Here is an 18,347-nt window from a genome sequence, read left to right as displayed (position 1 = left end):
CGACGATCCGGCCCGATTGCCCGTCCAGCCTCGAAGCGAGGCCGCAGTTGCAGTAAAGTCATTGCCGATTTTCAGGCCTTGCCGTTTCGGAGATTCGTATGTCCAGCGCCAACGATTCAGCCGCCCGACCCCGCGGCGATGGTCCCCCCGCTCTCCCCCGCGGCCTCGCCCGCCTGCCCGACTTCCTTCGCCTGACGCGTCTCGACAAGCCGATCGGCACCTGGCTGCTGATGTGGCCGACGCTGTGGGCGCTGTGGCTGGCCGCCGACGGCCTGCCGGATCGCGCCACGCTGATCATCTTCGTGCTCGGGGTCTACCTGATGCGCGCCGCCGGGTGCGTCGTCAACGACTACGCCGACCGCCATCTCGACGGCCACGTCAAACGCACCCGCGAGCGCCCGCTGGCGACCGGGCGGATCAGCGAAAAGGAAGCCAAGATCCTGTTCGCGGGCTTGGTAGTGCTGGCGTTCGTGCTGGTCTGCCTGACCAATCTCGCCACCGTGCTGCTCTCCTTCGTCGGCGTCGCGCTGGCGGCGATCTACCCGTTCATGAAGCGCTACACCCATCTGCCTCAGGTGGTGCTGGGCATGGCGTTCTCCTGGAGCATCCCCATGGCGTTCATGGCGGTGAGTCGCGAGGTGCCGCTGGATGCCTGGCTGCTGCTGGTCGCCAACGTCGCCTGGACCGTGGCCTACGATACCCAGTACGCGATGGTCGATCGCGACGACGACATCAAGATCGGGATCAAGTCCACCGCGCGGCTGTTCGGCCGGTGGGACAAGCGGATCATCGGCCTGCTGCAGCTGCTGACCCTGGCGCTGCTGGTCTGGGTCGGCACCCGGACCCAGTTGGGCGGGTTCTTCTGGCTGGGGCTGGCGGCGATGGCGGGCACCTTCGTCTACCAGCAGTGGCTGATTCGCGAACGCGAGCGTGATGCCTGCTTCCGCGCCTTTCTCAACAATTTCTGGTCCGGCCTGCTGCTGTTCGCGGGGCTGGTTCTCGCCCTGTGGCCGCTGGTCTGACCAAGCCGAGACTGAGCGGCTGGCGCGGTTGTCATATCGCTGTCATATTTTCACGATGTAATCGTCACCGTTCTGTCACGGCCGGAAGTTATCCCGGTGCGCCAATCGCGCATGGGGGAAAGCTCCCCGGCGGCTCACCCGAGGCATGCGCATGAGCTCCAAGACCGTACTCATCGTTGACGACGAAGCATCCATTCGCGAAATGATCGCCGTGGCGCTGGAGATGGCCGATTATCACGTGCTGGAGGCGGAAAACGCCCAGACCGGCCACGCCATGGCGCTGGACAAGAAGCCCGACCTGATCCTGCTCGACTGGATGATGCCCGGCACCAGCGGCATCGAACTGGCTCGGCGCCTGAAGCGCGAGGAAGCCACCGCCGAAATGCCGATCATCCTGCTCACCGCCAAGGGCGAGGAGGACAACAAGGTGCAGGGGCTGGAAGCCGGTGCCGACGACTACATCACCAAGCCGTTTTCGCCCCGCGAGCTGGTGGCCCGCCTCAAGGCGGTGCTGCGCCGGGCGACGCCGCCGGGCATCGAGGAGGCCGTCGAGGTCGCCGGCCTGCGTCTCGACCCTTCCAGCCACCGCGTCACCTCCCACGGCGGCGCGCTGGAGATCGGCCCCACCGAATACCGGCTGCTGCAGTTCTTCATGACCCACCAGGAGCGCGCCTACACTCGTAGCCAGCTGCTGGATCAGGTCTGGGGTGGCAACGTGTACGTGGAAGAGCGTACCGTCGATGTCCATATCCGCCGGCTGCGCAAATGCCTGGGCGAGGCGCACCAGCATCTGGTCCAGACCGTACGCGGCACCGGTTACCGTTTCTCGACCCGGGAGTGAGATAGGACGTGCGCTACTGGATCAACGAACTGTGGCGCCTCGGCTACATGCTGTTCGGGCTCGGCGCGATAGGCTTGCTGCTCGGTGAGCTGGGCGGCGAGCTGTTCGCCGGGCTGGGATGGGGCCTGGCGGCCGGCCTCGGGCTCTATGTCTTCCTGCATCTGCGCCACGTGCGCATGCTCTACGTCTGGCTGCTGAAGAACCCCCGCGAAGCACCGCCACCCGGCACCGGCGTCTGGGGTGACCTGTTCGACCGGCTCTACAACTACCAGAAGGCCCAGACGCAGCTGCAGCAGCGCCTGCGCGACATCCTGCGCCGTATCCAGGACTCCTGCGAGGCGATGCGTGACAGCGTGGTGATGCTCGACCCCAACGGCGATCTCGAGTGGTGGAACAGTGCCGCCTGCGACATGCTCGGCCTGCAGCCCGATCACGATCGCGGCCAGCCGATCACCAACTTTCTGCGCGATCCGCGCTTCATTGCCTATTTCGAGAGCGGCGACTACAGCGAGCCCCTGCTGATCCCCTCGCCGGTCCAGGCCAACCGCACCCTGCAGTTCCACCTCACCCTGTTCGGCGACAACGAACGCCTGCTGATGGCCCGCGACGTCAGCCGCCTGCACCAGCTGGAGATGATGCGCCGCGATTTCGTGGCCAATGTCTCCCACGAACTGCGCACGCCGCTGACGGTGCTGGCCGGCTATCTCGAGACCTATCTCGACCATGCCGACCAGCTCCCCGAGCGCTGGCAGCGCGGATTCGCGCAGATGCAGGCCCAGACCACCCGCATGCAGAATCTGGTGGAGGATCTGCTGCTGCTGTCGCGCCTGGAGATCGACAGCCCCGACGACGATCGCGATGTGCTCGATGTGGCCTCGCTACTCGAGGAGATTGCCGCCGATGCCCGCGATCTCAGCGCCGGCCGGCATCAGGTGGCAGTGGAGGCCGAGGCCTCGGGACGGCTGCTGGCGAACACCAAGGAGATCCGCAGCGCCATCTCCAACCTCGCGTTCAACGCCGTCCGCTACACGCCCGAGGGCAGTACCATCACCCTGCGCTGGAAACCCTGGCACGACGGCGCCGCCATCGAGGTCGAGGACAACGGCGACGGCTTCGACCCGATCCATATCCCCCGCCTGACCGAGCGCTTCTATCGCGTCGACAAGGGGCGCAGTGCCGCGACCGGCGGTACGGGGCTGGGGCTGGCTATCGTCAAGCACGTGCTGCTTCGCCATGATGCCAATCTGGAGATCGTCAGCCGCCCCGGTCTCGGCGCCCGTTTCCGCTGCGTGTTTCCGGCCTCACGCCTGGCGCCGGGCGCCTCTCGGCCAGCTTCCGCGCTTCCCGATAGCTCGGCCTGACCACGGGGCGTGACCCTGTCGCGAATGCCATCCGGCGTCGGCGGCGTTTCTCCCGCCACCGCATCGGGTTATGGTGGCGGCATCCAGCGATACGGAGTTCGACCCGGTGCCGATCATTCTCTCCCTTTCCTCATGGCGCCGACTGCTCGGCGCCCTCGTCATCCTTGTGTTCTCGTGTCTCGTCGGTGTCGCCCGGGCGGATTCGGTGCCCATCACTTTCCCGGACAGCGTCCAGCAGGGCTCGATGGTCATCGGCCGCGTGCCGCCCGGCAGCCAGGTGACGACGGCGGGGCGGGAGCTTCGCGTCACCGGCTACGGCACCGTGGTGTTCGGCGTGGGGCGCGATGCCAGCGGTCGTCAGACGGTGTCGATCACCACGCCGGACAGCCGCCAGCAGAACGTCGCGGTCGCGATCACGCCCCGGGACTGGCCGATCGAGCGCATTGATGGCGTGCCGCCCAAGACCGTCTCACCGCCGCCGGAAATCGCCCGGCGCATCCAGCGCGAACAGGCCGCCGTCAGCGCCCAGCGCACCCGCAACGACGACCGGGTAGGTTTCGCCCAGACCTTCGTCTGGCCGGTGAAAGGGCGAATCAGCGGGCGCTTCGGCAATCAGCGAATCTACAACGGCACGCCGGGTTCGGCCCACTCGGGGATGGACATCGCCGCCGCCGAGGGCACGCCGGTCAAGGCGCCGGCCAGCGGCGTGATCACCTTTGCCGATGATCTCTACCTGACCGGCGGCACCGTACTGCTCGACCACGGCTACGGCATCAGCTCCAACTTCCTGCATCTCTCGCGGATCGATGTGGAAGTCGGCGACAGCGTCGAACAGGGAGAAGTGATCGGCGCGGTAGGCGCGACCGGCCGCGCCACCGGCCCGCATCTGCACTGGGGCATGAACTGGTTCGATACGCGGATCGACCCGCTGCTGGTACTCGACAGGGCTCCGTGAGTCCAAGCTTCGTTTGAAAAATTGGCGAGCGATGGCCAGACAAGGCAAAAATTGGCGAGAAAGCGGAGTTTACGTGGGTGTAAATGAGCACTTTGAGCCGATTTTTAACGCCGTATGGGCGAGCGTAGACATTTTTCGAACGAAGCTTAGCGCTTCCAGTAGCCAGTGACCAAATGCTGCCCCTTCTGCAGCCCGAACTCCTGCTTGAGCCGCTTGCGCAGGCGCTGGCTGACATCCGCCTCGCCGGCGAACCAGACGAACAGGTCGTCGCGGGTCGCAGGGATGGCCTCGGCGACCGCCGCGGCGAGCTGCTCACTGGGGCCGTAGCCGCGACAGCGATAGCGCCACTGCACGTCGCAATGAGCGGGCACCGGCAGCTCGAGGGCATCGACTGGCGATTCGACCTCCAGCCAGGCCTCGACACGGGCGTGCCCCGGCAGTATCTCCAGCAGGCGAGAAATCGCCGGAATGGCGGTTTCGTCGCCGGCCAGCAGATAGTGGGAGGCCTCGGCGACGCCGCGTCCGTAAGGCCCGGCCATGCCGCAGAGATCTCCCGGCCTGGCACGCCGCGCAAAGTCGCCTCCCGGCCCCGGCGCCTCGTGCAGCAGAAAATCGATCTCGACCTCGCCGCGAGCGACATCCAGGCGACGAATCGTGTAGTAGCGAATCTCGGCGCGCTCCTCTGCCGGCGGCCACTGGGTGCCGCCTTCCGCGGTAGGCCGCGGCCACTGCGGCCGTTCGATGCCGGCCGGCGGAAAGTGCAGGCGCACGTGCCACTCTTCCGGATGATCGAAGCGCGCCAGGTTCTCGCCACTCAGCGTCAGCCGCCGGATACTGGGGCTCAGATCCTCGATCCGCGTCACCCGCATCTCGCGGAAATTGGCGAAGGTCGGGGCCGCGACGACATCGCCGTGCCAGTGCAACGGCAGCGCGTTCTCGCCCGCGAAGAGCGACACGTAGTGCTCGATGATGCCGCGCAGCGTCTCCAGACCGTCCCGCGCCTCGGCTCGGGCTTCCATGTGCAACCCCACGCGGATGGCGGCGAAATGCGCCTCGCCCCCGGGCAGCTCGATCACCGTTAGGATGTCGTCGGCTCGATAGGGCACATCGTACTCGTCCAGAAACGATCTCAGGCGCAATTGAAAATTATTTACATCAGTGAGCGTCAATGTGGCGTCGCAGCGAAGTGCAGTCATGATGTGGGATCGTCTTGCAGCAGTGGGGCGGTGGCGTGCGGAGCTTGGAATCGGCGGGAGGCCGATGTCGTCAGCCTATCAGAAAAGCGCTGGCGGTGGGAATCGATGCAAGATGCCCCCGCTCCGGGGATGAAACCGAAGCGGGGGCATCTCGAACTGGCTTATGCCGAGACAGTCAGTACTGGATAGTACTAGACAGTCAGCGCCAAGGATCAGGCGGTGGCTTCGGCATAGCGACGATTGACTTCGTCCCAGTTGATGACGTCGAAGAACGCGGCGATGTAATCCGGACGCTTGTTCTGATACTTCAGGTAGTAAGCGTGTTCCCAGACATCCAGACCGAGGATCGGCGTCAGGCCTTCCATCAGCGGGCTGTCCTGGTTCAGGGTATTGATGACCTTGAGCTTCTTATCCGGGGTCACGACCAGCCAGGCCCAGCCACTGCCGAAACGACCGGCTGCCGCTTTCTTGAACTCTTCCTTGAAGGCGTCGTAGCCGCCGAGTTCACTGCTGATCGCTTCACCGACCTTGCCGGTCGGCTCGCCACCGCCATCCTTGGACATCACGGTCCAGAACAGCGAGTGGTTGGCGTGACCGCCACCGTTATTGATGACTGCCTGGCGCTTGTCCTGCGGAACCTTCTCGATATCGGCCATCAGCTTGTCGACCGGCACGTCTTCGAGCCCCGTGCCTTCCAGCGCGGCGTTGAGGTTGTTGACGTAAGTCTGATGGTGACGAGTGTGGTGAATCTCCATCGTCATCGCGTCGATCTTGGGTTCCAGCGCGTCATACGCATAGGGTAGCGACGGTAAGCTATGAGCCATGATCAAAACTCCCTTTCGTGAGGAGGCATTGCCCGACGCGGGCGCCTCTCGGGTGAATCAAAATAGTGAGCAACGCATGACAGTGTCAAGCGAACCCGACCTCGATACGGCGCTGCTCGGAAAAACTATCGCTTTGATTTCACTAGGATTTGTAGAAGCCCCGATGCGCCTGGCTCCGGAACTTCGACAAACCCTCGTGCCGTACCTTCCTACATGGCGTGCAACGGTGCCGCTTTCAACCCCGGCCGGCGGTTTTTCTCGCCGGCCGGGCAGCCGCCCGCGCTCGCGCCCCCGCGTTCAGCGGCTCACTGCCGGCACCATGGAGCGGTAATAGCGGTCCCACAGCATGACGCCACCGGCAACGCCACCGGGCAGCAGGATCAGGTTGAGCACCGGCACCCAGGTGGCCATGGACATGCAGGCGCCGTAGGTCAGCGTCGGCCACCAGCGGGCACGCAGGCGACGACGCATGTCGGTAAACCCGACCTGGTTGTTGTCCATCGGGTAGTCGAGATACTGGACGGCCATCATCCAGGCTGAGAACGCCGCCCACAAAAAGGGCGTGATCAGGTTGAGGCCGGGCACGAATCCCATCAGGAACAGAACCGCCATGCGCGGCAGGATATAGCCCAGCTTGACCAGTTCCCGCCCCAGCGCATCGACGCCGGCCTTCATCAGCCCGCGTTCGTCGCTTGGCGGCCGGCCGGTGACGCGAGTCTCCACCTTCTCGGCCAGAAAGCCGTAGAACGGTGCCGCGATCAGGTTGGAAACCAGGGTGAAGGTGAAAAAGACGATCAGCGCCAGAGCAATGACCAGCAGCGGCCAGATCAACCACTCCAGCCAGGTCAGCCAGCCGGGTATCTGGCGCATGCCGTAGTCGAGCCAGCCGCCGAAGTTCTCGAAGAGATAGAAGATCGTGCCGCCGTAGAGCAGCAGATTGACCAGCACGGGGCCAATCACGAAACGACGCAGGCCGGGCTCGAACACCAGGCGCGTGCCACTGAGAATCACTTGCAGGGAGTAGATCATGCCAAATCCGCCGAACAGACAAACCGTTGCGAGGTCGACACGCTAACACAGTCCGAACGGCGGAGCGCTAGCCCCGAGCGAGTCGACGCCCGAGGGGTTCAGCGTTAGCGGCCCTTGCCCAGGAGCTCGTGATCGAGATCGCTGACCGAGGTGTGGCGGATGTCGCGGCCCTTGACCAGATAGATGACGTGCTCGGCCAGGTTGTCGGCGTGATCGCCGATCCGCTCCAGCGCGCGCAGCACCGTCATCACGTTCAGCACGCCGCCGATGGAGCGCGAATCTTCCATCATCAGGGTCGCCAGCGAACGCATGGCAGTGGTGTATTCGCTGTCCACCGAGGCATCTTCCGCTACCACTTTCAGCGCCAGCTCGGTGTCGAAGCGGGCGAAGGCAGTCAACGAATCGCGCAGCATGTTGCCGACGTGTTCGCTGATGTGGCGAATCTCGACGCTACCCTGGGGAATCCGACCGGCTTCGATCAGATCGAGCGCATTGCGCGCGATCTTGTTGGCTTCGTCGCCCATCCGCTCGAGATCGTTGGTGGCCCGGATGACCGCGATGACCAGGCGCAGGTCGGAAGCGGCCGGCTGACGCCGAGCCAGGATCCGCACGCACTCCTCGTCGATCTTGAGCTGCATCCCGTTGACGCTGGCGTCGTTGTCGCGCACGCGAATCGCCAACTGGCTATCGCCCTCCAGCAGCGCGGTCAGGGCTTCCTGGAGCTGCTTCTCGACCAGTCCGCCCATCGCCATCAGCTGGGTCTTGATGGTTTCCAGGTCCTGGTTGTACTGCTGCGAGATGTGCTGACTGTGGGTATCGCTGGTGATATCCATGTGTGACTCCAAATGAGGCGCGACGAGAAACCGGGGCGCGACGAGAAACAGCAACGCGGTGAACGTTTTACGACTTATCTCGCCATTCTGGCACAAGAGTATTGCAAACAGATGACGCTGCCGACTGCCGTTACAACGGGGTCAGCTTGGCGAAGCCCAGCACCAGCCACTTGTCGCCCTCGCCTTCGAAGCTGACATGCACTCTGGCGCGGGCGCCTTCCCCTTCGGCATCGAGGATCACGCCCTCGCCGAACAACGGATGGCTGACGCGCTGGCCGAGCGACAGCGAAGGGAGATCGCCGCTGGCCTCGACACCCTGCTGGCGCAACGAGCCCACGTTGGGCCGGGACGTCACCGGGCGCGATACCTGTCCGCGCAGGCGCACTTCCTCGAGCAGTTCCTCGGGGACTTCCCGTAAAAACCGCGACGGCCGCGCCATGGTCTCGCGGCCGTGCAGGCGGCGGATCTCGGCGTAGGTGAGATAGAGCTTGCGCATGGCGCGGGTCATGCCGACATAGCAGAGCCGGCGCTCCTCCTCGAGGCGTCCCGGCTCTTCCAGCGACATCTTGTGCGGGAACAGGCCCTCTTCGATGCCGGCCACGAACACCACCGGAAATTCCAGCCCCTTGGCCGAGTGCAACGTCATCATCTGTACGCAGTCCTCGAACTCATCGGCCTCGTGATCGCCCGCGTTGAGCGCCGCTTCCGCCAGGAACGGTTCCAGCGCCGCGGCACCTTCGCCCACCTCCTGCAGGTCGATCGGGTTGGCCTGGGCATTCTGCGAGAACGCCCGCGCCGCATTGATCAGCTCCTCGAGGTTCTCCACCCGCGCCTGGCCTTTTTCGCCCTTCTCGCTGCGGTGGTGCTCGATCAGGCCGGAGATCTGGATCACGTGCTCGATGATCTCGTAGAGCGCCATGCCGGCGGTATCGTTGTCGAGACGTTCGATCAGCTCGGCGAAGGCATTGACCGCATTGCCCGCGCGGCCCTTGAGCGTGCCGTCGCTCAGGCTGTCGTGCAGCGACTGCCACAGCGAGACATTGGTATCACGGGCGCGGCCACGCAGGATCTCCACCGTGCGCGTGCCGATCCCGCGGGCCGGCACGTTGATCACCCGTTCCAGCGACGCGTCATCCTCGCGATTGAGCAGCAGGCGCAGGTAGGCCAGCGCGTTCTTGATCTCCAGGCGTTCGTAGAAGCGCTGACCGCCGTAGATGCGATACGGCACGCCGCTGCGGATCAGCGCCTCCTCGATCACCCGGGACTGGGCGTTGGAGCGGTAGAGGATCGCCATCTCGCGCCGGGCAATGCCGTTGCGAGACTGTTCGCCGATGGTATCGACGATGAAGCGCGCCTCGTCGAGATCGTTGAAGCCGGCATAGACGGAGATCTTGTCGCCAGCATCGCCGTCGGTCCACAGCTCCTTGCCCATGCGCCCGCTGTTGTGGCTGATCAGCGCGTTGGCGGCATCCAGAATGGCGCTGGTGGAGCGATAGTTCTGCTCCAGGCGCACGGTCCGGGTGTTGGTGAATTCGGTCTCGAAGCGGCGGATGTTCTCGACCTTGGCCCCGCGCCAGCCGTAGATCGACTGATCGTCGTCGCCGACCACGATCATGGCCGCACTGTCGTCATCGCCCTTCCCATTGCCATCAGCGCCGGCCAGCAATTTCAGCCAGGCGTACTGCAGGGTGTTGGTGTCCTGGAATTCGTCGACCAGGATATGGCCGAAGCGCTCGCGGTAATGCTTGAGCAGCGCCGGCGTATCCCGCAAAAGCTCCAGGCTGCGCAGCAGCAGCTCGCCGAAGTCGACCAGCCCGCCGCGCTCGCAGGTCAGCTGATAGAGCTCGTAGAGTTCGACCATCCTGGCCATGTAGGCGTCGCCGTGGGTCGCCACCTGCTGCGGACGCAGCCCCTCCTCCTTGCAGCCGCCGATGAAATACTGCACCTGCTTGGGCGGATAGCGCTCGTCGTCGACGTTGTGGTCCCGCAGCAGACGCTTGACCAGCCGCAGCTGGTCGTCGCTGTCGATGATCTGGAAGTGCTGGGGCAGACGCGCGTCGTGCCAGTGGGTGCGCAGCAGGCGATGCGCGATCGAGTGGAAGGTGCCGACCCACATGTTGCGCAGCGACGCCCCCTGCAGCGCCTCGAGACGCGTGCGCATCTCGCGGGCGGCCTTGTTGGTGAAGGTCACCGCCAGAATGGCATAGGGGGAAACGCCTTCGACCTGCATCAGCCAGGCGATGCGGTGCACCAGCACTCGGGTCTTGCCCGAACCGGCGCCGGCCAGCACCAGCATATTGCCGGGCGGCGCGGCGACGGCCTCGCGCTGATTGGCGTTGAGGGAGTCGATTAGTGCCGAGACATCATCCATTGGAAACCGTGCGGGGCCTGCTGCTGGGAATGAGAAGAGCGCGCCAGCTTAACACAGCCGGCCGGCCCCGCCTGGCGTCAGGCGCTGCCTGTTGCCCTGCCCGGGGCGCTTCCGCGCCCGGTGGCGGCATCTTGGGCGGCGGCGTGAATCGCCGCATCCTGCGGGCGTCCGGTCGACGAGCCGGATTCGCCACCGGCGGCCGTTTCGGGCGATGCCTTGCCGGCCGTCGGGGAGGCGGATGGCGATGCGGAAGACTTCGCCGCCGCACCGGAAGCCGTTGGCGCCGTCGCCGACGGCTCCGCCCTGGAAGCTGTCGAGGAAGCCGACGCGTCGCGCTTCTCGTCGTCGGTGCGCAGATCCTGGGTGATCGCTTCCGGCTTGGGCGGCGGCTCGATCACCGTTTCATGGTGCATGTCCGCCAGCTTCTCGGCGCCCTTGGCGACATGGTGATACATCTCGCGATAGTCCTCGACCATCCGCGTCATGGTCGCGGAAACCTGCTCGAAGTGTTCGCGAACGTCTTCCTTGTAGGCATTGTGCTCGCGATTGAGCTCGCGCATCGGTTCGGTGTTGTGACCGCCCATCCTGGTTCCCAGCCAGTAGCCGACCAGTACCCCGATGGCACCCACGGCCACCGCGATGGCAATCCAGGGCCCTACGCCAATGCTCTCCATAAATCAGCCGCCTCTTGAGTTGTTTGAAGGAAAATCATTGCTGCGAAATACGCCACAATAAAGACCGGCAGCGCAGCACAATGGTTCCTTACCTAATCACAGGATCACGCCGTTTTGCCAGTCCGCGCCATCGCGCTCCCGGTCGTCCGCACCGCCCCACAGCGCGTGCGACGAGAGCCGGACTAATGAAAATCCCGACTGCGCGTGCTCAGCCCCTCCAGCAGGCCGGTGAGATCGACCAGTCGCCTGGCGATCACGTGGCGCACGCCCGCCTGGCTTTCGAGCTTGCCCACCACCCGCAGCAGCCGAGACTCGAGCAGGACCCGGCGATAGCGGACGGCGAGATGCGGCCAGAGCACGACATTGACCATGCCGAATTCATCCTCGAGGGTGAGAAAAGTCACCCCCTTGGCGGAGCCGGGGCGCTGGCGCCCGACCACCAGCCCGGCGATCGCCACGCCGATATCCCCCGGCAGCTCGGCGAGACGCCTGGAATCCACCACCCCGCCCAGACCACGAATACCCTCCACCCGGCAGCGCTGGCGCAGCAGCGACATCGGATGCGGCCCCAGCGTGGTACCGAGCGTGGCGTAATCCGCCTTGATCGCCTCGCCGACCTCGATGGCAGGCAGCGCGAGCGACGCCTCTTCGCTATCGACCTCGGAAAACAGCGGCAGCGAAGCCTCGACACCGGCCGTGGCCCAGCGCGCCCGATGGCGATCTCCGGCCAGCCCCTCCAGCGCCCCGGCATCGGCGAGCCGTGACAGCACCGCCCGCTTGACCCCGGACCGTGCCGCCAGGCGTTCGACGCTATCGCAACCCGGCGTGTCGCGCGCCGCCAGCAGCCGTTGGCCGTCGCTCTCGGCGAGCCCCTTGATCATGTGCAGCCCGAGCCGAATCGCCAACTCGCCGGTACTGGTAGAGGCAACCTCCAGCGTGCTCTCCCACTGGCTCTGGCGGATATCGACCGGCCGCACCTCGACGCCGTGGCGGCGGGCATCCTGCAGTACCTGATCCGGCGAATAGAAGCCCATCGGCCAGCTGTTGATCAGCGCGCAGGCGAAGATCGCCTGTTCGTGGCACTTGAGCCAGCAGCTGGCGTAGGTCAGCAAGGCAAAGCTGGCGGCGTGGGATTCGGGAAAGCCGTAGCTGCCGAAGCCCTTGATCTGCTCGAAGATGCGTTCGGCGAAGCTCAGCTCGTAGCCGCGCTCGAGCATGCCCTCGACGATTCGCTGGCGGTGATGCTCGAGCCCGCCGTGGCGCTTCCAGGCCGCCATCGAGCGCCGCAGCTGGTCCGCCTCGCCGGGGCTGTAACCCGCCGCCTCCACTGCCAGCGCCATTACCTGTTCCTGGAAAAGCGGCACGCCGAGAGTGCGTTCGAAGGCATCTTTGAATGCCTGTGACGGATAGGTGATCGGCTCCTCGCCATTACGCCGCTTGAGATAGGGGTGCACCATGTCGCCCTGGATCGGCCCGGGGCGCACGATCGCCACTTCGATCACCAGGTCGTAGAACTTGGCCGGCTTGAGCCGGGGCAGCATCGCCATCTGGGCACGGGATTCGATCTGGAACACGCCGAGGGTATCGGCGCGCTGGATCATGGCGTAGGTCTCGGCGCACTCCTTGGGAATCGTCGCCAACGCGTAGTCGATACCGCGGTGAAGGCGCACCAGATCCAGACTGCGTCGCAGCACCGTCAACATGCCCAGCGACAGCACGTCGACCTTGAGCAGCCCGACCAGATCGAGATCGTCCTTGTCCCACTGGATCACCGTGCGCTCCGCCATGGCGGCGTTTTCCACCGGCACCAGCGTCTGCAGCGGCGCATCCGAGATCACGAACCCGCCCGGATGCTGGGAGAGATGGCGCGGAAAGCCAACCAGCGTACCGGCCAGCACCAGCAGACGCTGGAGCATGGGCTCTTCCGGCTCGAAACCCTGCTCTCTGAGCCGTGCTTCGTCGGGAATATGATCGGTCCAGCGCCCGGCACAGCGGGCGAGCCGGTCGATACGCTCCGGCGCGAAGCCCAGTGCCCGGCCGATATCGCGGATCGCTCCAGCGGCGTGGTAATGGCTGACCACGGCGGTCAGCGCCGCGCGATGGCGGCCGTAGCGGCTGAAGACGTACTGGATCACCTCCTCGCGGCGCTCATGCTCGAAATCGACATCGATATCCGGCGGCTCGTCGCGTTCGCGGGAGATGAAGCGCTCGAACAGCAGCGCCGTGCGCGACGGATCGATCTCGGTGATTCCCAGCGCGTAGCAGACCGCCGAGTTGGCCGCCGAGCCGCGCCCCTGGCACAGGATGTGCTGCCGCCGCGCGAAGTCGACGATGTCATGCACGGTGAGGAAATAGTGCTCGTAGCCGAGCTCCTCGATCAGTGCGAGCTCGTAGTCGATCTGCGCGGCCGTCTTCTCGGGCACACCATTCAGCCAGCGTCGCGCGCAGCCTTGAGCCGTCAACTCGCGCAGCCACTCGGCCGGCGTCTTGCCCTCCGGCACCACCTCGTGGGGATAGGTGTAGTGCAGCTCGCCGAGATCGAAGTCACAGCGCGCCGCCAACGCCACGCTCTCGGCCATCAGCTCAACGGGATAGATCGCGGATAGCGCATCCCGGCTGCGCAGATGGCGCTCGCCGTTGGGGAACAGCGTGTCTCCCGCCTCGAACACGCTCAGGTGGTGACGAATCGCGGTGAGGCAGTCCTGCAGCGCCCGCCGGCCCCGGGCATGCATGTGAACGTCTCCCGCCGCCAGTACAGGAATGCCCAGCTCGGCGGCCAGCGCCTGCAGTCGGGCCAGACGCGCCGCGTTATCGCAGCCGTTCTCGAAGCCGTAGTGAAGCTCCACCGCCAGCCACAGCCGATCGGGGAAGGCACGTGCCAGCCGCTCGCCCACCTCATTATCACTTACCTCACGATCATCCATCTCATGGCCCGGCACTGCCTCCGGAATCCACAGCGCGAACAGGCCGTCACCGCCGTCGAGTTCGTCGAGATCCGAGGCGAGCAGCCGATACTCGCCCTTGGGCGCACGCCCGCGAACGCGGGTGATCAATCCGCAGAGCGCCTCGTAGCCACGCCGGTTCTCCACCAGCAGCACCAGCTTGATGCCGCACTGGGTACGAAACTCGGCACCGACGATTAGCGCGACGCCATGCTCCCGTGCCGCCTGCCAGCCGCGTACGATGCCGGCCAGCGTGGCCTCGTCGGTGATCGCCAGGGCACGGTAGCCGAGCCGTGCGGCGCGCTCGAAAAGCTCATCCGCGGTCGACGCGCCGCGCTGAAAGCTGAAGGCGGAAAGACAGTGCAGCTCGGCGTAGGGCTCTCTAAAGGCACCCGAAGCTGTGCCTAGGCTACAGGCGTCCGGTGCCGCGCCCAGGCTTTGTCGGGCGTCCGAAGCGGCAGCGTCGGGCCGCGATGAGGCGGCAGCGTCGGGCCGCTGTAAAAAGCCATCGCTCATCCGAACCACCCGTGCAGATACCAGCCCTGCCGCCCCGGCTCGCACCAGACCCAGGCGTGGCGGCCGTCGGCCCACTGGGCCAGATAGTAGTCGCGCCGGATGTCGCCGCCGTCCCACCAGCCGCTTTCGATCCGCTCCGGCCCCGCCAGCAGCTGCGCCACGTCGCCATCGCAGCGCTGGGGCGTGGGGGTCAACCAACCGGGACGCGCCGGGCCGACGCTGGCGTCACGCGCCCGTGGGCCGGCGCCGTCGATCACCGCCATTTCCGGGCGATGCTCGCGGTACTCGACCAGCGGCTTGAGTACCGGCTCGCCCAGCCGCGCGACCAGCCGCTGATGCAGCGTCGCCCAGGCCTGGGCCTGGCGGGCCGGCCCTTCCAGCAGCTCCCGCCGGACCGGCGCGTAGGCCGACAGGCGCGGCGCGGAGAGCGTCAAGCTCATCACCGGGCCGGCGAGGCGCACGCGCTCCAGATGCGCACGGGTCAGCTCGAGCAGGGTATCGGGGTCGCGCTGTACCGCCAGCAGGCCGATCTCGACGGCCTGCGCCGGACCGTCCTCCAGTTCGAACGTCAGGCGGAACCGCTCGACGCCCGCGTCCTGGCCCATCAGAAACGCGGCCAGCTCCTGCAGCAGGCGCTTGAGCGGAAAGGCCAGCCCCGCCAGGGCATGCACCGGCTGATCGAATTCGAAGGTACGGGAAAAACGCGGCGTGGGACGATGGTAATCCAGCGCCAGCGGCCACTCCCCGCGCAGCTCGCTCAGATGACGCAGCAAACCGCCACCGAAACGTCGGGCCAGGGCGCTGCGCGGCAGGGCAAACAGCTCGCCCAGGCGCTGGAAACCGCTACGCTTGAGGGTCTGCACGATGTCCTGGCCGGCATCGATGTTCGCCAGCCCGGCACGGTCGAGGCGCAGCGCGGCCAGCGCCGGCTCCAGCCCGGCGTCGTCCACCGCCAGCCCGTCGTGGACATTGACCAGCACCCGCGCCGCCGCCGGATTGGGGGCGATCACCAGCCGATGCGAAAAGCCGAGTTCGGCGAGCTCCGACCGCAGCCGCGCCTCCAGCCGCGGCCAGGGGCCCAGCAGATCGAGGCTGCTGGCGACCTCGAACACCAGCGCGTGCGGATAGTGCAGGCTGACCTGAGCGCTGAAGCCGTAGGCCCAGCTCGCCAGACGCCGCCGCCAGCGCTCGACGGATTCGGCATCGAACGGCGCCGTCTCGAGCCGCTCGCCCGAGGCAGGTTCAGAACCGTTTTCTGGCGCGGAGTTGGGCGCCTTGGAAAGCGGCGCGGCTCCGGGCGCCTTAAAAAGCGGCGCGGCTCCGGGCGCCTTAAAAAGCGGCGCGTTAAACAGCGCTTCGGCGAAGCCCAGCGCCTGACCGGGTTTGACGCCCTGCTCGCGGGCGGCGCGATTGGCAGCGCGAATGCATTGGCGCTGCGCCGGGCCATCGACCAGCGCGAAGGGCGCCTCGGGGTCGGCACGACGACGCAGCGCCCCCTCCAGCGCCAGACGCGGAAACAGCAGGCAGACCCAGCGCATGGCGTCACGCCCTGGCGCCGAAGGCGATCCGCCGCGCGGACGGAAAGCCGCCACGACACTTGAGGATCTCCAGTTCGGCATGGCGGTGCAGCCGCAACCGGAGCGGCGCTGGCGACGCCTCGGACACCTTCGCCAGCGGCCGGTGGACGAAAGCCAGCGTGTTGCCACTTGCCGCCGCCACCTGCAACCGCCGCATGAGGCGGCTATCGGCCTGCGGCAGCCAGGCGACGACGGCCGCGCAGCAGCCGGCGCGCAGGCACTGCTCCGTCGCCCACAGCGCCTCGCGGCCCTGCACGTCGAGCCAGTGACACTGCTCCAGCGCCACGCCCGCCTGTCGCCACGCCGCCGGATACGGCACGCCCGGTGGCGAGACCAGCACCACCGGCCGGCCTTCCCGGGTCATCCGCGAGATCACCGGCCACAGCAGGGCCAGTTCCCCGTTGCCGGCGCCCGCCGACAGCAGCTCACTGACCGCGGCCGACGGCCAGCCGCCCCCCGGCAGGATCGCATCGAGCGCCGCATGCCCGCTGGCGATCGCATCGCCGCCCTGGCTATCGGCACCGGCCTGGGCGCGCCAGACCTGACGGCTATCGAGCAGGGATTCCAGGCTGCTCATTGACCACCCCTCGTATCGAGGAGCGACAGCGATATCCATCGGAAACAGCGAGTAGCGAGTAGCGAGTAGCGACATGACGGTAGCCGGGACGGTGAAACGTGGCCACCAGTGTCACTCAGAACAAGAATACTGTCTATATATACAGTATTCGAGATGCAAAAAATGTCGAGCGAAGTCGGCGTTTCCCCGGCCATGAAGCCGTCACGACACGTTGTTGGAAACCCTCAGCGACCCCAGGCTGCGCTTGATCGCCTTGAGCTGATCGGTGATCTGTGGGCCGCGATTCTTGGCCACGCCCACCGCGAGCACGTCGATGGTCAGCAGATGGACGATACGCGAGGTCATGGGGATGTAGACCTCGGTATCCTCCTGAACGTCGATCGGCAGCGTCAGGGTCACCTCGCGGGCCAGCGGAGAATCGCTGGGGCACAGGCCGATCACGGTCGCGCCGGCCTTGACCGCCGTCTTGGCGCTGGCGAGCAGCGCCCGAGTGCGGCCGGTCTGGGAGATCGCCACCACCACGTCGCCTGCTTTCAGGGTCGCGGCGGACATCGCCTGCAGGTGCGGGTCGGAGTAGGCCGAAGTCTGGATCTGCAGGCGGAAGAACTTGTGCTGGGCATCGGCGGCGACGATCCCCGAGGCGCCGTAACCGTAGAACTCGACCCGGTTGGCCACCGCCAGCGCCGCGATCGCCTTGCCCAGCGCCTCGTTGTCCAGCTGATCGCGGACCTGTTCGAGCGTCTCGATGGTGCTGTCGAAGATCCCGTGGGAGAACTCGGCCACGCTGTCGCCGTCGTTCATGGTGAACTGGGCGTACTGGCTTCCCCGCGCCATCATCTGCGCCAGCTTGAGCTTGAACTCCTGGAACCCCGCCATGCCCATGGCGCGGCAGAAGCGCACCACCGTCGGCTCGCTGACCTGCGCCTCGCTGGCCAGGTCGGTGATCCGCATCAGGATCACCTCTTCCGGATTGCGCAGCACGAAGCGCGCCACCTTCTGCTCGGAGCGGCGCAGACGATCCATGTGCACACGCAATTCATCGAACAGCGAACGGCTCATGGCTGGCCCTCGGTTGACGACATCGGATCTTCTCGGTCAGGAATCAGGCGCCCAGTATGCCCCAGTCACGCGGGCGGGAACACGCCGCCAAGGCGCGTTGAAAGCATGAAAAAAGTGAATCGTCATCATCTTGTAAAGTTGAGTATAGTATGCATGTCGGGCGCGAACCGACAGGTCTTAGGATGCCAGGAGATTCGATCATGAAGAGCGTCGAACACCTTCATGCCCTCAAGAGCGACATTCTCGAGATTTTCATGACGCTGGAAGTCAGCGAACATGAACAACGCAAGCGCAAGGCCGCCATTCGCTATCTCAAGGCCCGGCGTGGTATCGAACAGCGCCAGGAAAAGCGCCAGCTGGCGGAAGAGATCGCCGAACTGCCCAAATAGCACGAGCAGCCGCCGGCCACCGCCACCCGCCGTTCGCCGGCCCTCAACGACCAGCGGCCGCGCCCTCGAAGAGGACCGCGGCCGCTGCCTGACCGTCAGATTCATCCCGGCGGGTGAATACCTGTCACGCGATGCTCTGCGACATATGCCTTCCAAGAGAAGACGATGAGAGCCGTTACGA

The 18,347-nt window shown here is 65.9% G+C and carries 15 protein-coding genes; 5 read left to right on the top strand and 10 right to left on the bottom strand.

Annotated features, from left to right (window positions below; all coding sequences use genetic code 11):
* The first annotated feature begins 98 nt into the window (after nt 1-98).
* The 4 genes from ubiA (at nt 99) to R3F72_RS13570 (ending at nt 4,179) form a co-directional block, all read left to right on the top strand.
* The gene (gene ubiA, locus R3F72_RS13585; protein ID WP_332779918.1) at nt 99-1,022 is read left to right on the top strand and encodes a 4-hydroxybenzoate octaprenyltransferase; all 924 of its coding nucleotides are present in this window, start codon (nt 99-101) and stop codon (nt 1,020-1,022) included.
* A 151-nt stretch (nt 1,023-1,173) separates the two neighbouring features.
* A complete protein-coding gene (phoB, locus tag R3F72_RS13580; RefSeq protein WP_110630863.1) occupies nt 1,174-1,863 on the top strand; it encodes a phosphate regulon transcriptional regulator PhoB in 690 nt (229 codons plus the stop codon).
* Between the two features lie 8 nt (nt 1,864-1,871).
* Entirely contained in the window at nt 1,872-3,224 is a 1,353-nt protein-coding gene (gene phoR / locus R3F72_RS13575) for a phosphate regulon sensor histidine kinase PhoR (RefSeq protein WP_332779917.1), read from the top strand.
* A gap of 106 nt (nt 3,225-3,330) precedes the next feature.
* Complete coding sequence (locus R3F72_RS13570; protein ID WP_256961319.1) at nt 3,331-4,179, top strand: M23 family metallopeptidase; 849 nt, start codon at nt 3,331-3,333, stop codon at nt 4,177-4,179.
* A gap of 146 nt (nt 4,180-4,325) precedes the next feature.
* Here R3F72_RS13570 and R3F72_RS13565 read toward each other — a convergent pair whose 3' ends face one another.
* The 10 genes from R3F72_RS13565 to hexR form a co-directional block, all read right to left on the bottom strand.
* A complete protein-coding gene (locus R3F72_RS13565; RefSeq protein WP_087720140.1) occupies nt 4,326-5,375 on the bottom strand; it encodes a siderophore-interacting protein in 1,050 nt (349 codons plus the stop codon).
* Nucleotides 5,376-5,587: 212 nt separating this feature from the next.
* Nucleotides 5,588-6,199, bottom strand: coding sequence for a superoxide dismutase (locus R3F72_RS13560; RefSeq protein ID WP_071230482.1), 612 nt, complete (start codon nt 6,197-6,199; stop codon nt 5,588-5,590).
* A gap of 297 nt (nt 6,200-6,496) precedes the next feature.
* Nucleotides 6,497-7,228 (bottom strand): sulfate transporter CysZ, encoded by a 732-nt coding sequence (cysZ, locus tag R3F72_RS13555; RefSeq protein WP_322528352.1) that lies wholly within the window; start codon nt 7,226-7,228, stop codon nt 6,497-6,499.
* A 104-nt stretch (nt 7,229-7,332) separates the two neighbouring features.
* Entirely contained in the window at nt 7,333-8,061 is a 729-nt protein-coding gene (phoU, locus tag R3F72_RS13550; protein WP_071230484.1) for a phosphate signaling complex protein PhoU, read from the bottom strand.
* Between the two features lie 130 nt (nt 8,062-8,191).
* Complete coding sequence (gene uvrD, locus R3F72_RS13545; protein ID WP_332779916.1) at nt 8,192-10,432, bottom strand: DNA helicase II; 2,241 nt, start codon at nt 10,430-10,432, stop codon at nt 8,192-8,194.
* A 77-nt stretch (nt 10,433-10,509) separates the two neighbouring features.
* Nucleotides 10,510-11,106: a ZapG family protein gene (locus tag R3F72_RS13540; protein ID WP_087720145.1), complete on the bottom strand. Its 597-nt coding sequence runs from the start codon at nt 11,104-11,106 to the stop codon at nt 10,510-10,512.
* A gap of 182 nt (nt 11,107-11,288) precedes the next feature.
* Nucleotides 11,289-14,564 carry an error-prone DNA polymerase gene (locus R3F72_RS13535; RefSeq protein WP_332779915.1) on the bottom strand — a complete coding sequence of 1,092 codons (3,276 nt, stop codon included), beginning with the start codon at nt 14,562-14,564 and terminating at the stop codon, nt 11,289-11,291.
* Nucleotides 14,561-16,102, bottom strand: coding sequence for a Y-family DNA polymerase (locus tag R3F72_RS13530; RefSeq protein ID WP_332779914.1), 1,542 nt, complete (start codon nt 16,100-16,102; stop codon nt 14,561-14,563). Before R3F72_RS13530 ends, R3F72_RS13535 begins: the two co-directional genes overlap by 4 nt.
* A 4-nt stretch (nt 16,103-16,106) precedes the next feature.
* Complete coding sequence (gene imuA, locus R3F72_RS13525) at nt 16,107-16,793, bottom strand: translesion DNA synthesis-associated protein ImuA (RefSeq protein WP_332779913.1); 687 nt, start codon at nt 16,791-16,793, stop codon at nt 16,107-16,109.
* 126 nt (nt 16,794-16,919) lie between these two features.
* Entirely contained in the window at nt 16,920-17,777 is an 858-nt protein-coding gene (gene hexR, locus R3F72_RS13520; RefSeq protein ID WP_087720149.1) for a transcriptional regulator HexR, read from the bottom strand.
* Nucleotides 17,778-17,977: 200 nt separating this feature from the next.
* Between hexR and R3F72_RS13515 the strand changes: the two genes are divergently transcribed.
* Nucleotides 17,978-18,166, top strand: a complete 189-nt coding sequence (locus tag R3F72_RS13515; protein WP_332779912.1) for a PA3496 family putative envelope integrity protein — start codon at nt 17,978-17,980, stop codon at nt 18,164-18,166.
* The last annotated feature ends 181 nt before the right edge of the window (nt 18,167-18,347 follow it).

It is taken from the genome of Salinicola sp. 4072, assembly GCF_036663415.1.
GTDB classification, from domain to species: Bacteria; Pseudomonadota; Gammaproteobacteria; order Pseudomonadales; family Halomonadaceae; genus Salinicola; species Salinicola salarius_A.
The sequence above is the reverse complement of the archived record's forward strand: the minus strand, read 5'-3'. Positions and strand labels throughout refer to the sequence as shown.

What these genes read in the sequence shown, in the direction of transcription:
- ubiA (WP_332779918.1), top strand. Translation starts at nt 99, where the DNA reads ATGTCCAGCGCCAACGATTCAGCCGCCCGACCCCGCGGCGATGGTCCC.
- phoB (WP_110630863.1), top strand. Translation starts at nt 1,174, where the DNA reads ATGAGCTCCAAGACCGTACTCATCGTTGACGACGAAGCATCCATTCGC.
- R3F72_RS13565 (WP_087720140.1), bottom strand. Translation starts at nt 5,375, where the DNA reads ATGACTGCACTTCGCTGCGACGCCACATTGACGCTCACTGATGTAAAT.
- R3F72_RS13560 (WP_071230482.1), bottom strand. Translation starts at nt 6,199, where the DNA reads ATGGCTCATAGCTTACCGTCGCTACCCTATGCGTATGACGCGCTGGAA.
- cysZ (WP_322528352.1), bottom strand. Translation starts at nt 7,228, where the DNA reads ATGATCTACTCCCTGCAAGTGATTCTCAGTGGCACGCGCCTGGTGTTC.
- phoU (WP_071230484.1), bottom strand. Translation starts at nt 8,061, where the DNA reads ATGGATATCACCAGCGATACCCACAGTCAGCACATCTCGCAGCAGTAC.
- uvrD (WP_332779916.1), bottom strand. Translation starts at nt 10,432, where the DNA reads ATGGATGATGTCTCGGCACTAATCGACTCCCTCAACGCCAATCAGCGC.
- R3F72_RS13540 (WP_087720145.1), bottom strand. Translation starts at nt 11,106, where the DNA reads ATGGAGAGCATTGGCGTAGGGCCCTGGATTGCCATCGCGGTGGCCGTG.
- R3F72_RS13535 (WP_332779915.1), bottom strand. Translation starts at nt 14,564, where the DNA reads ATGAGCGATGGCTTTTTACAGCGGCCCGACGCTGCCGCCTCATCGCGG.
- R3F72_RS13530 (WP_332779914.1), bottom strand. Translation starts at nt 16,102, where the DNA reads ATGCGCTGGGTCTGCCTGCTGTTTCCGCGTCTGGCGCTGGAGGGGGCG.
- imuA (WP_332779913.1), bottom strand. Translation starts at nt 16,793, where the DNA reads ATGTCGCTACTCGCTACTCGCTACTCGCTGTTTCCGATGGATATCGCT.
- hexR (WP_087720149.1), bottom strand. Translation starts at nt 17,777, where the DNA reads ATGAGCCGTTCGCTGTTCGATGAATTGCGTGTGCACATGGATCGTCTG.
- R3F72_RS13515 (WP_332779912.1), top strand. Translation starts at nt 17,978, where the DNA reads ATGAAGAGCGTCGAACACCTTCATGCCCTCAAGAGCGACATTCTCGAG.